The 15,451-nt window shown below is 61.7% G+C and carries 10 protein-coding genes; 4 read left to right on the top strand and 6 right to left on the bottom strand.

Annotated elements, in window-relative coordinates; all coding sequences use genetic code 11:
• Positions 1-34: 34 nt before the first annotated feature.
• Positions 35-4,129: a DUF3683 domain-containing protein gene (locus tag ACOSV0_RS02225; protein ID WP_434108461.1), complete on the bottom strand. Its 4,095-nt coding sequence runs from the start codon at positions 4,127-4,129 to the stop codon at positions 35-37.
• Between the two features lie 513 nt (positions 4,130-4,642).
• Here ACOSV0_RS02225 and ilvA point away from each other — a divergent pair.
• From ilvA to queF, 3 genes are read left to right on the top strand one after another with little or no spacing between them, the layout of a single operon-like run.
• Entirely contained in the window at positions 4,643-6,166 is a 1,524-nt protein-coding gene (gene ilvA / locus ACOSV0_RS02220; protein ID WP_434108459.1) for a threonine ammonia-lyase, biosynthetic, read from the top strand.
• Positions 6,167-6,189: 23 nt separating this feature from the next.
• Entirely contained in the window at positions 6,190-7,092 is a 903-nt protein-coding gene (locus ACOSV0_RS02215; protein ID WP_093647935.1) for a 5'-nucleotidase, read from the top strand.
• Positions 7,089-7,913 (top strand): NADPH-dependent 7-cyano-7-deazaguanine reductase QueF, encoded by an 825-nt coding sequence (gene queF, locus ACOSV0_RS02210; RefSeq protein WP_434108457.1) that lies wholly within the window; start codon positions 7,089-7,091, stop codon positions 7,911-7,913. The genes ACOSV0_RS02215 and queF overlap by 4 nt, the downstream gene beginning before the upstream one ends.
• A 933-nt stretch (positions 7,914-8,846) precedes the next feature.
• Here the strand turns inward: queF and ACOSV0_RS02205 are convergent.
• From ACOSV0_RS02205 to ACOSV0_RS02195, 3 genes are all read right to left on the bottom strand, one after another.
• Complete coding sequence (locus ACOSV0_RS02205) at positions 8,847-9,233, bottom strand: RidA family protein (RefSeq protein WP_028200605.1); 387 nt, start codon at positions 9,231-9,233, stop codon at positions 8,847-8,849.
• 87 nt (positions 9,234-9,320) lie between these two features.
• The gene (locus ACOSV0_RS02200) at positions 9,321-10,802 is read right to left on the bottom strand and encodes an N-acyl-D-amino-acid deacylase family protein (protein WP_434108454.1); all 1,482 of its coding nucleotides are present in this window, start codon (positions 10,800-10,802) and stop codon (positions 9,321-9,323) included.
• 3 nt (positions 10,803-10,805) lie between these two features.
• Positions 10,806-11,696 (bottom strand): MurR/RpiR family transcriptional regulator, encoded by an 891-nt coding sequence (locus tag ACOSV0_RS02195; RefSeq protein WP_434108452.1) that lies wholly within the window; start codon positions 11,694-11,696, stop codon positions 10,806-10,808.
• 146 nt (positions 11,697-11,842) lie between these two features.
• Between ACOSV0_RS02195 and ACOSV0_RS02190 the strand changes: the two genes are divergently transcribed.
• On the top strand, positions 11,843-13,120 hold the full coding sequence (locus ACOSV0_RS02190; protein WP_434108450.1) for an amino acid deaminase: 1,278 nt from the start codon (positions 11,843-11,845) through the stop codon (positions 13,118-13,120).
• A 178-nt stretch (positions 13,121-13,298) separates the two neighbouring features.
• On the opposite strand, the gene ACOSV0_RS02185 is transcribed toward ACOSV0_RS02190, so the two are convergent.
• Both ACOSV0_RS02185 and ACOSV0_RS02180 read right to left on the bottom strand, forming a co-directional pair.
• Entirely contained in the window at positions 13,299-13,802 is a 504-nt protein-coding gene (locus tag ACOSV0_RS02185; protein WP_434108448.1) for a MarR family winged helix-turn-helix transcriptional regulator, read from the bottom strand.
• 32 nt (positions 13,803-13,834) lie between these two features.
• A complete protein-coding gene (locus tag ACOSV0_RS02180; RefSeq protein WP_434108446.1) occupies positions 13,835-15,430 on the bottom strand; it encodes an MDR family MFS transporter in 1,596 nt (531 codons plus the stop codon).
• Between the last annotated feature and the right edge of the window lie 21 nt (positions 15,431-15,451).

Raw genomic sequence — 15,451 nt, 5'->3', positions numbered from 1 at the left:
CGTCGTCCTCAGGCAAAAATCGTCAGTCGTGCCATTAAACCAGCACGCGCTCGATTCCGCCATTGTTCGCCCGCTGGACGTAGTCCGCCATCCAGTCCTCACCCAGCACGTGACGCGCCATCTCGACGACGATGTAGTCCGCCTCGGTGCCCGCGTCTTCGTTATAGCGCGACAGCCCTTGCAGGCAGGACGGGCAGCTCGTCAGGATCTTGACGTCGGTGGCGCCGTTCGGTTGCGGCCCGTTGCCCGCCTTGAGCACGGAGCCGTCCGGCGCACCCGCCGCGCCGGCCGATGCATTGGCCGGATTGATCCCATTCGCACCCGCCTCGGCCACCAACGGAATCCCACGCAGCTTCGCAGCGCCCTTGCGCATTTCCTCCTCCTTGCGGAAGCGGACTTGCGTCGAAATATCCGGGCGCGTCACCGCGAGTGTGCCGGATTCGCCACAGCAGCGATCGTTCTTCTCGATCTTGTAGCCGTCGTTCTCCGAGCCCATCAGCTGATTGACGAGTTTGACCGGGTCCATCGTCTTGATCGGGGAGTGGCACGGGTCGTGGTACATGTAGCGCACACCGTTCACGCCTTCGAGCTTGATGCCTTTCTCGAGCAGGAACTCGTGGATGTCGATGATCCGGCAACCCGGGAAAATCTTCTCGAATTCGTAGCCGGCGAGCTGGTCGTAACACGTGCCGCACGACACCACCACCGTCTTGATGTCGAGATAATTCAGCGTATTCGCAACGCGGTGGAACAGCACGCGGTTATCCGTGACGATCTGCTCGGCCTTGTCGAACTGGCCCGAACCGCGTTGCGGGTAGCCGCAACACAGGTAACCCGGCGGCAGCACGGTTTGCACGCCCGCCTCCCACAGCATGGCTTGCGTAGCCAGACCCACTTGCGAGAACAGCCGCTCCGAGCCGCAGCCCGGGAAGTAGAACACCGCTTCCGTATCGGCGGTGGTCGTCTTCGGATTGCGGATGATCGGGACGATCTTGTTGTCCTCGATATCGAGCAACGCGCGCGCGGTTTTCTTCGGCAGATTGCCCGGCATCTTCTTGTTCATGAAGTGGATCACCTGCTGCGTGACCTTCGGCTTGCCGACGGTCGCCGGCGGGTGCGCCGTCTGCTTCTTCGCGAACTTCTTCAGCACGTCGTTGCCGAGGCGCTGCGCCTTGTAGCCGATGCCCATCATCGCGGTGCGTGCGACGTTGATGGTCTGCGGATTCGTAGCATTCAGGAAGAACATGCCGGCTGCATTGCCCGGATTGAACTTCTTCTTGCCCATCTTGCGCAGCAGGTTGCGCATGTTCATGGTCACATCGCCGAAGTCGATCTTCACCGGGCACGGTGTCACGCATTTGTGACAGACGGTACAGTGATCGGCGACGTCGTTGAACTCGTCCCAGTGTTTGATCGATACACCGCGGCGGGTCTGCTCTTCGTACAGGAACGCCTCGACCAGCAAGGAGGTCGCGAGAATCTTGTTGCGCGGGCTGTACAGCAGGTTCGCGCGCGGCACGTGGGTCGCGCATACCGGCTTGCACTTGCCGCAACGCAAACAGTCCTTGATCGACTCGGAAATCGCGCCGATGTCGGACTGCTGCATGATCAGCGATTCGTAGCCCATCAGGCCGAAGCTCGGCGTGTAGGCGTTGCGCAGGTCGGCGCCTTCGAGCAGCTTGCCCGCGTTGAAGCGGCCATGCGGATCGACGCGCTGCTTGTACTTGCGGAATTCGCCGATCTCGTCGTCGGTCAGGAATTCGAGCTTGGTAATGCCGATGCCGTGCTCGCCGGAAATCACGCCGTCGAGCGAACGCGCCAGCTTCATGATGCGTGCAACGGCCGTATGGGCGTCCTGCAGCATCTCGTAGTTGTCGGAGTTGACCGGCAGATTCGTGTGGACGTTGCCGTCGCCCGCGTGCATGTGCAGCGCGACGAACACCCGGCCGCGCAGCACCTTCTTGTGAATCGCCTGGGCTTCTTCGAGGATCGGCTTGAACTCGCCGCCGTTGAAGATCTGACGCAACTCGGCCCGGATCTCCGCCTTCCACGACACGCGCACCGTACGGTCCTGCGTGATATGGAACACGGTCGCATCCGGCTGCGCGTCGACGCGATCGGCAAACTTCTCGGCCAGCCCTTCGTAGCCAAGGCTGACCAGATAGTGCTGCGCCTCACGCAAGGACAGATCGAGCTTGTCGCGCAGGAATTCCCAGCGCGCGCGCACCTTCTTCAGAATGTCGAGCGCCTGCTGCACGCGATCTTCGAGCAACTCCGCGCTCGGGATTTCGTTGGCGTCGTCGCTCTTGCCGAGCGGCAGCTTGCCGCCCTTGAAGAACGCTTCGAGCGCGTCGACCAGTTGCAGCTTGTTCTTGATCGACAGTTCGATATTGATGCGTTCGATGCCGTCGGTGTACTCGCCCATCCGGTTCAGCGGGATCACCACGTCTTCGTTGATCTTGAACGCGTTGGTGTGCTTGGCAATCGCGGCGGTACGGCTGCGGTCGAGCCAGAAGCGCTTGCGCGCCTCCGCGTTGACCGCGACGAAACCTTCGCCGCTCTTGCCGTTGGCCATGCGCACGACTTCCGAGGTGGCTTGCGCGACCGCATCCGCATCGTCGCCGACGATGTCGCCGATCAGCACCATCTTCGGAAACGCATTGCGCTTGCTCTTGGTCGCATAGCCGACCGCGCGCAAATAACGTTCGTCCAGATGCTCGAGGCCGGCAAGAATCGCGCCGCCCTGCTTCGACGTTTCGAACAGATAGTCCTTGATCTCGACGATGCTCGGAATCGCTTCACGGGCCTGACCGAAGAATTCGAGGCAAACCGTGCGCGTATGCGCCGGCATCTTGTGCAGCACCCAGCGCGCGGACGTGATCAGGCCGTCGCAGCCTTCCTTCTGCACGCCCGGCAGGCCGGCCAGGAATTTGTCGGTCACATCCTTGCCGAGACCTTCCTTACGGAACACGCGGCCCTTGATGTCAAGCGCTTCCGTGCGCAGCAGCTTCTCGCCCGGCGCGTACTTACCGTCGAACCACTTCAGCTCGAAACGCGCGACTTCGATATCGTGAATCTTGCCGAGGTTGTGATCCAGACGCGTGACTTCGAGCCAGTTCCCTTCCGGGTCGACCATGCGCCACCAGGCCAGGTTATCGAGCGCCGTGCCCCACAACACCGCCTTCTTGCCGCCCGCGTTCATCGCGACATTGCCGCCGACACAGGAGGCATCCAGCGAGGTCGGGTCGACCGCGAACACATAGCCGGCCTGTTCAGCCGCTTCGGTCACGCGGCGCGTGACGACGCCCGCGCCGGAGAAAATCGTCGGCACCTTGCGCGCGACGCCCGGCAGATCGGTCAACTCGACCGCGCCCAGCTGTTCGAGCTTTTCCGTGTTGATGACGGCCGAAAACGGCGTGAGCGGCACCGCGCCGCCCGTGTAACCCGTGCCGCCTCCGCGCGGAATCACGGTCAGACCGAGCTCGAAACACGCCTTGATCATGCCGGCGATCTCGGCCTCGGTATCCGGCGTCAGCACGACGAACGGGTACTCGACGCGCCAGTCGGTCGCATCGGTCACGTGCGAAACGCGGGACAAACCGTCGAACTTGATGTTGTCTTTTTCGGTGACCTTGCCCAGCACCTTGTTCGCGCGACGGCGCAGATCGAAGGTTTTCTGGAACTCGCTTTCGAAATCGTCGACAGCCCGGCGCGCCGCCGCAACCAGCGTTTCAACCCGAGCGGCCCGATCGACGCCAGCATCGTCGCCATGCTCGACCAGATCCGCGCGACGGCGCTTGTCGATCTCGGTCAGACGGTGATGCAGCGCCTCGATCAGCAGTGCGCGGCGCTTCGGGTTGTCGAGCAGGTCGTCTTGCAGGTAAGGATTGCGGCGCACGACCCAGATATCGCCGAGCACTTCGTACAGCATCCGTGCCGAGCGGCCGGTGCGGCGTTCCGCGCGCAGTTCGGCCAGGGCCGCCCAGGCTTCGTCGCCGAGCAGACGGATAACGATTTCGCGGTCGGAAAACGACGTGTAGTTATAGGGAATTTCGCGCAGACGCGCTTCGGGATCGGCGGCCACCGCAGTGGCGGCCCCGTGCGGATCGAAAACTTGAGGTGCGTTCATGTTCGGACGACTCTGTAGGTCAACCGGGCGCGCTCATTGGTGAGGCGCCGGCGGACGGTGCGCGTGGAGCGCAATGCTGGAAATTTTCTAGGGGAGCGAAGCGCAACCGACGGCCTACCCACATCAGTCGCTTCACGGCGCTCAGAGACAGCTACACGATCGTGCGTGACGGACGTGACGCTCCGCCGCGGGGCAAGACTCACGCGGGACGGGCATCAAATGGGCGATCCGAGGCTGCCAGTGCATCTTCCGATCCTTATTCCAAAATGGAATTCTACCCCATGATCCAGCCGCGCGTTGACGCCTGAAATCGGAGCTGCGGCGGGACTTTGAGCGTTTTCGGGTTGAACCGCACCCAGAAGCGCACACGACGAATTCTCCGACCGAACGGTCGGGCAGCGCTTTGCCGAAGGCGCCCGGGCGCTCGCCGAGGGTTCGCTGAAGGCCAGAGTACGCACCGTTGGCGCTATCATTGACCCTTTCCCGTTTCACAAAGCGCACCGCGCCACCCGCATGGCTTCCCACGACTACCTGAAGAAAATCCTGACCGCGCGTGTCTACGACGTGGCCCGCGAGACCGAACTCGAACGCGCGCCGAACCTGTCGGCACGGTTGCGCAATCCGGTTTATCTGAAGCGCGAGGACAACCAGCCGGTGTTCTCGTTCAAGGTGCGCGGCGCGTACAACAAGATGGCGCATATTCCGGCCGACGCGCTGGAGCGTGGGGTGATTACCGCGTCGGCGGGTAATCACGCGCAGGGCGTGGCGCTGTCGGCGGCCCGCATGGGCGTGAAGGCGATCATCGTGGTGCCGGTGACGACCCCGCAGGTGAAGGTCGATGCCGTGCGCGCGCATGGCGGCGCGACCGTCGAAGTCGTGCAGTTCGGCGAGTCCTATAGCGACGCGTATGGGCATGCGGTGAAGCTGCAGGAAGAGCGCGGCCTGACGTTTGTCCACCCGTTCGACGATCCGTACGTGATCGCCGGCCAGGGCACCGTCGCGATGGAGATTCTCAGTCAGCACCAGGGGCCGATCCACGCGATCTTCGTGCCGATCGGTGGCGGCGGGCTCGCGGCAGGTGTGGCCGCGTATGTGAAATCGGTGCGCCCGGAGATCAGGGTGATCGGCGTGCAGACTGACGACTCGTGCGCGATGGCGGCTTCTTTACAGGCCGGCGAACGGGTGACGCTGAACGAAGTGGGCCTGTTCTCGGATGGCACGGCAGTCAAGCTGGTCGGCGAGGAAACCTTCCGCCTGTGCCGCGAATATCTCGACGACGTGCTGCTCGTGAACACCGACGCGCTATGCGCCGCGATCAAGGACGTGTTCCAGGACACCCGCAGCGTGCTGGAACCGGCTGGCGCACTGTCCGTCGCAGGCGCCAAGCAGTATGCCGAGCGCGAAGGCATCGAGGACCAGACGCTGATCGCGATCACGTCCGGTGCGAACATGAATTTCGACCGCATGCGTTTCGTGGCCGAGCGCGCCGAAGTCGGTGAGGCACGTGAAGCGGTGTTCGCCGTCACGATCCCTGAAGAGCGTGGCAGCTTCCGCCGCTTCTGCGAACTGGTGGGCACACGCAGCGTCACCGAGTTCAATTACCGGATTGCGGACGCGAATTCAGCGCATATCTTTGTCGGCGTGCAGATCAGGAATCGCAGCGAATCGGCGCAGATCGCGGGCGCATTCGAAGCGCACGGTTTCGCCACCGTCGATCTGACTTTCGATGAACTCTCGAAGCAGCACATCCGCTACATGGTCGGCGGCCGCTCGCCGCTGGCGCACGACGAACGCCTGTTCCGTTTCGAGTTTCCGGAGCGGCCGGGCGCGCTGATGAAGTTTTTGTCGTCGATGGCGCCGAACTGGAATATCAGCCTGTTCCACTACCGCAACCAGGGTGCGGACTACAGCTCGATTCTGGTCGGCATCCAGGTGCCGGAGAGCGAGAACAGCGAGTTCGAACGCTTTCTCACGACACTGGGTTATCCGTACTGGGAAGAGACGCAGAATCCGGTGTACCGCTTGTTCCTCGCTTGATCTTTTTGGACTGAAACGCGCAGATGGCTCTTTCGCTTGTCGACAAACTGGTGGTGGCAATCTCGTCGCGCGCGCTGTTCGACTTCGAGGAAGAGAACTGCGTGTACGAGAAGGGCGACCTGCAGGCGTATGAAGCGTTGCAGCGCGAGCGGCTGGCTGTGCCCGCCAAACCGGGCGTGGCGTTTCCGCTGATCCGCAAGCTGCTGGCGCTGAACGCCGGCGGCCATCGGGTCGAAGTGGTGATCCTGTCGCGCAGCGATCCGATCAGCGGACTGCGCGCATTTCATTCATGCAGGGAGTATGGGCTCGCGATCGAGCGCGGCGTGTTCACACGCGGGCGCGCGCCATTCGGTTATCTGAAGCCGTTGAACGCCTCGCTGTTTTTGTCCGCGAATCAGGACGATGTGCGCGATGCGTTGGCCGCCGGATTTCCGGCCGCACGCGTCTTGCCCGAATCGGCGAAAATGGCGAGCAAGTATCCGGATGAAATCCGGATCGCCTTCGACGGCGACGCTGTATTGTTTTCCGACGAAGCCGAGCGCATCTTTCAGAAGGATGGCCTGCGGGCGTTCGTCGGCCATGAGATTCACAACAAGGATTTGCCGCTCGCGGATGGGCCTTTGAAGCCGTTGCTCGAAGCGCTGCACCGGCTGCAGAAACTCGCGGACGAAGCCGCGCCAATGCATATTCGTACGGCCTTGGTGACGGCCCGCTCGGCCCCGGCGCATGAGCGCGCGATCCGCACATTGATGGCGTGGAACATTGAAATCGACGAAGCGATGTTCCTTGGCGGCCTCGACAAGAGCGCGTTTTTGCGCGAGTTCGAGCCGGACTTTTTCTTCGACGACCAAATTGGCCACTGCGAATCGGCCCGCGTCGTGACGGCGACGGGGCACGTGCTGAGTGGCATCGTGAACGCATCATGACACCTGAACAGTCACCGCTGGGTAAGGCTTCCACTTACACCGAACAATATGACGCCTCGCTGCTCTTTCCGATTGCCCGGAAGAATGCGCGCGAGGCGATTGGGATTGGCGCGCAGTTGCCGTTTTTCGGCACGGACATCTGGAATGCTTACGAGCTTTCCTGGCTGAACGCGCGCGGCAAGCCGCAGATTGCGGTGGCCACTTTCTTTGTTCCGGCGGATTCGCCGAACATTGTCGAGTCGAAGTCGTTCAAGCTTTATCTGGGGTCGTTTGCGCAGACGGCGTTCGAGTCGATGGACGTTGTGCGCGACACGATCAAGCGGGATGTTTCCGCTTCATGCGGCGCGACGGTGTCTGTTCATCTGGCCGCGCCGTATGAGTTCGGCAAATTGCAGATGGAAGAGTTCGACGGCTTGTCGCTGGATCGGCTCGATCTGGATACGGATGTTTATCATCCTGATGCTTCGTTGCTGAAGGCTGCGTTCGACGAGTCGCCTGTCGAGGAGACTTTGTTTTCCAACTTGCTCAAGTCGAATTGTCCCGTGACGGGGCAGCCTGATTGGGGCAGTGTGCAGATTCATTATGTTGGGCCACAGATCGATCATGCGGGTTTGCTGAGGTACATCATTTCCTATCGGAATCACACGGGGTTTCATGAGCAGTGTGTGGAGAGGATTTTTATCGATGTGCTTAAGGCTTGCCGGCCGGTGAAGCTTGCGGTTTATGCGCGCTACACCCGGCGCGGCGGGCTGGATATCAATCCGTTCCGGACGAATTTTAATTTGCCTATGCCGGATAATTTGCGGTTGGCGCGGCAATAAAATTGGTTTTTTTGCCTGCGGCGCTTGTTGTCTGGTTGCCTGCGGCGTTGGCCTTTCCTTGTTTTGTTATTGGTTTATTAGCGTCGCCCCTGTGCGGGGCAGGCACCTACTTTTCTTTGCCTGCTGCAAAGAAAAGTAGGCAAAAGAAAGCAGCTCACCCCGCGAGCTTATAAGCGGCCCCCCCGCACAGTCACGGTAGTGGTACATCTGGAATCTGTGCTCCCGCACACTCCGCGTTCGTGACACAGCAGTCATGCTTCCCGCCTCGCACTACGTGCTCGCCGGAAGGGACCATCAGGAAACCAAGGGCTTCGGTCGAGATTGGTTGGAGACGCCGCCGTCGCCCCGACGAGGCGCTAAAAATATATTTGTTCGAAATACCCGTTGGCGCTCCAAGCAACCGACAAATCGCGGCAGCGAATGCCGGCGTGAATACGCACTTCGAAAGAAGCGCTGGCGCATCGGAAGAATGCTGCGGATACAACGGCGAGCCGCGGCGTCAAGCGAAGCTCGCGCACGAAAACAATCAGACGGTTCCAGGAACGACGCATCGGCGCGCGCAGCGCCGCCGGAAGTATGACGGCCTTGTCACGAACGCCGAATGTGCGGGAACACAGATTCCAGATGCACCACTACCGCAACTGTGCGGGGGACCCGCTTAAGAGTTAGCGGGGTGAGCTGCTTTCTTTTGCCTACTTTTCTTTGCAGCAGGCAAAGAAAAGTAGGTGCCTGCCCCGCACAGGGGCGACGCTAATAAACCAATAAGAATTCAAGGAAAGGCCAAAGACCAAAGAATCCAGATCAAGGAAAGACCAACACCGCAGGCGACCAGACAATAAGCGCCGCACAGGCAAAAAAATCAGGCAAAAACCAACACCGTAGGCATACAGACAAAAAAACCCCGCCCACCGCCTACGGCAAACAAAACCCCATTCAAGCCGAAGGCTTCTTATAAGCCACGCAATCAACCTCTACCCGGCAATCGATCACCATCGAAGAAACCACACACGCCCGGGCCGGCGGATTCTCGCCAAAATACTCCCGAAACACCTTGTTGAACGAAGCGAAATCACGCGGATCGTCGAGCCACACACCGCAGCGGACAACATGCTCCGCCCCATAGCCAGCTTCCTTCAGAATAGCGAAAACATTCTGAATCGCCTTGTGCGACTGCTCAACAATCCCGCCATTGATCACCTCACCATTTTCCATCGGCGTCTGACCGGAAACGAACAACCAGCCATCCGCTTCGACTGCCCGCGCAAACGGCATATGCTGACCACCCGTACCCTTACCACCTTCAACACCATATCGCTTCATCGTCAAACTCCTTAAAAAGTCCGGCACACGGCGCGAGCAACGCCACAACCGCTTGCCATATCAACCAGAACATCAGAAAACAAAAAATCAAAACGCGCCGTGCGCATCACCCTTCGACGCCGCGCCGCGCGCCACAAAATGCCCTGCCCGCTCGCCAGTCACGGCGCCATCGCGGTAAGACAACACACCATTCACCCACACGGCGTCGATGCCGTCCGCGGGCTGCTGCGGATTTTCGAACGTCGCCGCATCGCGCACCCTGGCCGGGTCGAACAACACCAGATCCGCGTGATAACCGATGTGCACCTCGCCCCGCTGCGCCAAACCAAACCGGCGCGCCGACAAGCTGGTCATCTTGCGCACCGCCTCTTCGAGCGGCAACAACTTCGCATCGCGCGCATAGTGCCCAAGCACGCGCGGAAACGCGCCCCACAACCGCGGATGCGGCAGCGGATCGTTCGGCAAACCATCTGAGCCGACCATCGTCGCGGGATGCGACAGAATGCGCCGCACGTCGTCCTCGGACATGTTGTGATACACGGCGCCCGCCGGCTGCAAACGCTTGCCTGCCTCCTGCTGCGTGACGCCCCACTCGGCGGCAATCTCCCTGATCAGCTTGCCCGCCATCTCGGGATGCGGCTCCGACCACGTGATCGTGATGTCGATGTCGCCCGTCACCTGCTTCACGTCGAGCGTCGACGAACTGCGGTTGTACGGATAGCAGTCGCAACCGATCGGCTGCAAACGACGCGCACCTTCCAGCGACTTCAGCACCTCCTCGCTGCGCCCCCAGTTCGACGGCCCCGCGCACTTCAGATGCGAAATCACCACCGGCACATGCGCGTGACGGCCTACCCGATACGCTTCGTCCATCGCGTCGAGAATCGCGTCGAACTCGGTGCGCATGTGCGTCGTGTAAAGCGCACCGGCGGCGGCAAGCGGCTCGGCCAGCGCCATCACTTCTTCAGTCGGGGCGGAGAAAGCGGAGCCGTAGGCGAGCCCCGAGCTCAAACCCAACGCGCCGTTCGACAATGCCTCTTCGAGTTGCGCGCGCATGCCGTCGATTTCCGCTGCGGTCGCCGCGCGATCGAGCCGGTCCATCTGATTGCTGCGCAAGGCCGTGTGCCCAATCAGCGCACCGACATTCACCGCGGGACGCGCCGCGTTCACCGCTTCGACGTACGCGGCAAAAGTCGGGTACTGGAACGCGTCGCGCTCGCCGAGCAGATTCATCGGATCGGGCGGATCGCCCTTCAACGACACCGGCGACGCACTGATCCCGCAATTGCCGACGATCACCGTCGTCACGCCTTGCGTGATCTTCGGCAGCATTTGCGGCGAACGGATCACGTGCGTGTCGTCGTGCGTATGAACATCGATGAAGCCGGGCGCCAGCGCGCGGCCGTTGGCTTCGATCACCTCTTCGGCAAGCCAGTTCGACAGATTGCCGATTGCGGCGATGCGGCCGTCGCGAATCGCGACGTCGCGTTCGACCGGCGGTGCGCCCGTGCCGTCGTACAGTTGCGCGCCGACGATCAACGTATCGGCGGCTTCGGGATGCGAATGCATGGATCAGTCTCCTAACGGTTGTCGATCGCCACCGCCACGATGCGCGTCGAGCGCGTGCTTCATGCGGCGCAGCAATTCCCGGCTCTCGTCGCCCTGACTGACGGCAAGTTCGGTGACGAGCACATCGAGCGCCATCATCATCGCGTAGCGCGACGACGACGGCTTGTAAATGAAATCGGTTTCAAAGGCGACGATCGGAATCACCCAATCGGCCAGTTTGGCTAAAGGCGAAGCCGGCGCGGTCAGGGCAATCACGGTCGCGCCGTAGCTGCGCGCGATCTTGCAGTTCTCGACCATCTCGGGCACGCGCCCGGTAGTGGACAACGCGATCACCACGCACTCGCGCGACACGGTGCTCGCCACCATGCGCTGCAACAGGCCGTCCTGATAGGTCGCAACCGGCCGGCCGAGTCGCACGAGCCGGAAGCGCATTTCGTCGGCCAATGCGGTCGAGCCGCCACCCATGCCGAATACATAGATCATGCGCGCGGCGCGCAACGCGGCCGCTGCTTCGTCTAAAGGCGCCTGGCGCAGCAACTGGTGGTTGTGGGCAAGCGCGGTCTGCAGTTCGTCGAACACGCGGGTGGCAATGGGTTCGGGCGCGTCGGTGGGCCCACTTGCCTGCAGGAAGCGCTGACCGACAGCAGCCGCCTGCGCGAGCCGCAGCTTGAGCTCACGCACGTCGCGACAACCGACCGCCTTGGCGAAGCGCGTCACAGTCGCGACGCTCACCTCCGCCTGCTGGGCGAGCGCGCCAATGCTGGCACGCGATGCGCCGGTCAGATCGTCGAGAATCAGCGCCGCAACCTTGCGTTCGGCCGAACGCAGTTCCGGCGCGCACTCGGCGATGCGCGCGACGATATCGAAAGTCAGCGGTTCGGCGGTTGAGTTCATTGTGGACTGTGGGGTGCCTCACGCAGGCTTACAACAAGCCTCCGGCAAGCCGTGGTACTAAATAACATTTCTCCAGTCATCGTACTTTCGGTAACATGGTAAAGTCAACTTTGATTCGATTTAACTGGACGATGGAGCAGGGAGACATGAAAGTTACAAACTATCAGGGCGCAACGATTGATCCTTATAGCAAGGGCTTGGGCATGGTTCCGGGCACCAGCATCCAACTCACGGACGCCGCGCGCCTGGAGTGGAACCTGCTGAACGAAGACGTGAGTCTGCCCGCCGCCGTGCTGTACGCGGATCGTGTGGAACACAACTTGAAGTGGATGCAGGCGTTCGTCGCGGAATACGACGTCAAGCTCGCGCCGCACGGCAAAACCACCATGGCGCCGCAGTTGTTTCGCCGTCAGCTTGAAACCGGCGCGTGGGGCATCACGCTCGCCACCGCGCATCAGGTACGCGCGGCGTATCACGGCGGCGTTTCGCGCATTTTGATGGCCAACCAGTTGGTCGGCCGCCACAACATGATGATGGTCGCCGAGTTGTTGAGCGATCCGGATTTCGAGTTCTTCTGCCTCGTCGATTCGGTCGAAGGCGTCGAGCAGTTGGGCGAGTTTTTCACGTCGGTACGCAAATCGCTGCAGGTATTGCTCGAGCTCGGCGTGCCGGGCGGCCGCACCGGCGTGCGCGACGAAGCGCAGCGCAACGCGGTGCTCGAGGCGATCGCGCGCTATCCGGATGTGTTGAAGCTGGCAGGCGTCGAGTTGTATGAAGGCGTGCTGAAAGAAGAACACGAAGTGCGCGAATTCCTGCAGAGCGCCGTGGCTGTAACGCGCGCGCTTGTCGATGAAGGACGCTTTGCTCGCACACCGGCCGTTCTGTCAGGCGCAGGCTCGGCCTGGTACGACGTGGTCGCGGAAGAATTCGTGAAGGCGTCGGAGACCGGCAAGGTCGAAGTCGTGCTGCGGCCCGGCTGCTACCTGACGCACGACGTCGGCGTGTATCGAAAGGCGCAGACAGACATCTTCGCGCGTAATCCGGTCGCGAAGAAAATGGGCGAAGGGCTGTTACCGGCGCTGCAACTGTGGGCGTATGTGCAGTCGATTCCGGAGCCGGATCGCGCGATCATCGGTCTGGGCAAACGCGATTCCGCTTTCGACGCGGGCATGCCGGAACCGGCGCGCCACTATCGTCCGGGCACCGAGGCGCCACGCGATATTGCGACCAGCGAAGGCTGGGAGATTTTCGGTTTGATGGATCAGCACGCGTATCTGCGGATTCCCGCGGGCGCCGACCTGAAGGTAGGCGACATGATCGCCTTCGACATCTCGCATCCCTGCCTGACATTCGACAAGTGGCGTCAGGTGTTGGTGGTCGATCCGTCGTATCGCGTCACGGAAGTGATCGAAACGTTCTTCTGAGTTTGATGCAAACGGCGCGCTTCACCGCGAGGTGGCGCGCCGTTTGTTGTGGCCTTCCCGCTCAATAGGCACACTCGGTCTCCACTGAATTTCGGTCGCCAGGCGCGTCTCCGGTATGCCGAAGTTTGGGTGTATCGGCGCCGGGTGTTTCTGTAGTCGCCGCCACGTTGAGTCGGGCTTAAGCCTGGCGAGCCGGGTCGGCCTCCGCCATGTCGGACACCTGGGACGCCGACGCAGCGGCGACGCCAGCCGTGGCCGCAACTTCGCCGATCCGCGCTTCCAGCATTTTCAATGCCCCCGACAACGCGCTCAGCGCTTCGTCCGGCAATGCCGCCATCGTGTCGTTCAGAAATGCCTTGCGGCGCGGCAGGCTGGCTTCGGTCACCGACTGCCCCGCTTCGGTCAGCCGCACATTGGTCACGCGGTTATCGCGCGCGTCCATGCTGCGCGCAATCCAGCCCAAACCTTCGAGCGTTTTCAACTGCCGCGTGAGCGCGCCCGGATCGACGCGCAAGCGCTCGACCAGCCGCTTCTGCGACGACTCGCCGGCCTGCTCGTGCAGCGCGAGCAGAATGCGCCAGCGTGGCAACGGGTGCCCCACCTGCGCTTCGAACGCCGACATGAACGCACGATAAGTGCGGCCGAATTGTTGCATGACGGCGACGCGGTCCTGTTCTTCCATGATCTGTCAGTAAAACGGTAAGGCTAAAAAAATCAATCCGCGTGAATCACCGGCTCGAGCTTGCGCTGGAGCTTGACCGGCGGCACACGGCGGCTTTGCCACACGGACACCACGGCGATGATCGCCGCCAGCGCGAGACCCAGATGAATTGCCGCAACAAGCGCCTCACGCGCACTCTCGAGCAGCATCGCGCCGTTGTGGCCCGCATGCGTCAACTGGCTAAGCAAGGTGTTTTGAGCGTCGCGATTAATCAGGATTTGCGGGTCGCCGAGATCGGCGAACCATTGCGACGCGTGATCGTTTTCCAGCGCGCTGCGTACACCGTTCGCGTACATATGGCTGATCAGCGTGCCGGTAATCGCCGTGCCGATCATCCCGCCGATCATCCGCAGCGACTGCAGCAGTGCAGTGGCGATACCGAGGTGTTCACGGCCGGCTGTCTGCTGCGCGAAGATCGTCAGATTCGGCATCACGAAGCCGAGACCGAGGCCGCCGAGCACCATGAACGACATCAGCAGCCATTGCGGCATGGAGCGCGTTGCGACGACCACACCAAGGCATGCCAGCGCGACCAGCGCGAAGCCGACATACAGCATCAGATTCGGATTGCGTACGCGCGAGACGATGCGGCCGTTGGCGATACTGCCGATCGTGATGAACACGACGAGCGGCGTAATGACGAGCCCGGCTTCTTTCGGCGACATTCCAAAACCGCCCTGGAACAGCAACGGGGCGTAGAACAGCAGCGAGAACATCGTGAAGCCGCCCAGCACGGCCAGCGTGAAGAGCGCCGCCAGACTGCGATTGCGAAACATATCCACAGGCAGAATCGCCGTAGGGCAACGCTTTTCCCATTGCCACAGCCCGTATGCCGAAGCGACGCTCAGTGCAAGCAATGCAAAGGCGCTCAGGGTGACACCGTGCTTCGGCAGCAACTCGACGAACAGTTGCAGCGAGCCGAGCGCCACGGCGATCAGCAACGCGCCCGGCCAATCAAGCCGCATCTTGCCTTCGTGCTTGATGTGCCGCAGATGCGGCAGAAAGCGCCAGACGAAAAACAGCGACAGCAGACCGACCGGCAGATTCACATAAAACACCGAGCGCCAGCCGTAGTACTGCGTGAGAAAACCGCCGAGCGACGGCCCTACCGCGTTCGCAATGCCAAACGCCGAACTCATCAGCACCTGCCAGCGCAAGCGCACGACTGAGTCGGGAAAGAGATCGGGAATGCACGCGAAGGCGGTGCCGACCAGCATGCCGCCGCCGATGCCCTGCAAGCCGCGCGCGAGCACGAGGAACAGCATGTTGTTGGCTGCGCCACAGAGCACCGACGCCGCCGTGAATACGATGATCGATGCGATCACGAACGGCTTGCGCCCGTAGTAATCGCCGAGGCGGCCGAAGATCGGCACGGTGATCACCGAGGTCAGCAGGTACAACGTGGCGACCCACGCGTAGAGCTCGAAACCCTTCAGTTCCGCGACGATGGTGGGCAACGCGGTGCCGACCACGGTCTGGTCCAGTGCGACCAGCATCGAAACGAAGGAAACGCCGAGCATCGCCAGTAGCGACTCACGGAAAGGTAAAACTTGCCCACTCGAGTGGTGGGCCGCGGTATGGACAGCCATTTTTGATGGGGCAACAGTTGA

The organism is Paraburkholderia caffeinilytica (assembly GCF_051027425.1).
GTDB lineage: Bacteria > Pseudomonadota > Gammaproteobacteria > Burkholderiales > Burkholderiaceae > Paraburkholderia > Paraburkholderia caffeinilytica_A.
Note: the sequence above shows the minus strand (reverse complement) of the source record. Positions and strands in the feature narration are given on the sequence as shown.

What these genes read in the sequence shown, in the direction of transcription:
- ACOSV0_RS02205 (WP_028200605.1), bottom strand. Translation starts at nt 9,233, where the DNA reads ATGAAGCGATATGGTGTTGAAGGTGGTAAGGGTACGGGTGGTCAGCAT.
- ACOSV0_RS02180 (WP_434108446.1), bottom strand. Translation starts at nt 15,430, where the DNA reads ATGGCTGTCCATACCGCGGCCCACCACTCGAGTGGGCAAGTTTTACCT.
- ACOSV0_RS02195 (WP_434108452.1), bottom strand. Translation starts at nt 11,696, where the DNA reads ATGAACTCAACCGCCGAACCGCTGACTTTCGATATCGTCGCGCGCATC.
- ACOSV0_RS02185 (WP_434108448.1), bottom strand. Translation starts at nt 13,802, where the DNA reads ATGGAAGAACAGGACCGCGTCGCCGTCATGCAACAATTCGGCCGCACT.
- ACOSV0_RS02215 (WP_093647935.1), top strand. Translation starts at nt 6,190, where the DNA reads ATGGCTCTTTCGCTTGTCGACAAACTGGTGGTGGCAATCTCGTCGCGC.
- ilvA (WP_434108459.1), top strand. Translation starts at nt 4,643, where the DNA reads ATGGCTTCCCACGACTACCTGAAGAAAATCCTGACCGCGCGTGTCTAC.
- ACOSV0_RS02225 (WP_434108461.1), bottom strand. Translation starts at nt 4,129, where the DNA reads ATGAACGCACCTCAAGTTTTCGATCCGCACGGGGCCGCCACTGCGGTG.
- ACOSV0_RS02190 (WP_434108450.1), top strand. Translation starts at nt 11,843, where the DNA reads ATGAAAGTTACAAACTATCAGGGCGCAACGATTGATCCTTATAGCAAG.
- queF (WP_434108457.1), top strand. Translation starts at nt 7,089, where the DNA reads ATGACACCTGAACAGTCACCGCTGGGTAAGGCTTCCACTTACACCGAA.
- ACOSV0_RS02200 (WP_434108454.1), bottom strand. Translation starts at nt 10,802, where the DNA reads ATGCATTCGCATCCCGAAGCCGCCGATACGTTGATCGTCGGCGCGCAA.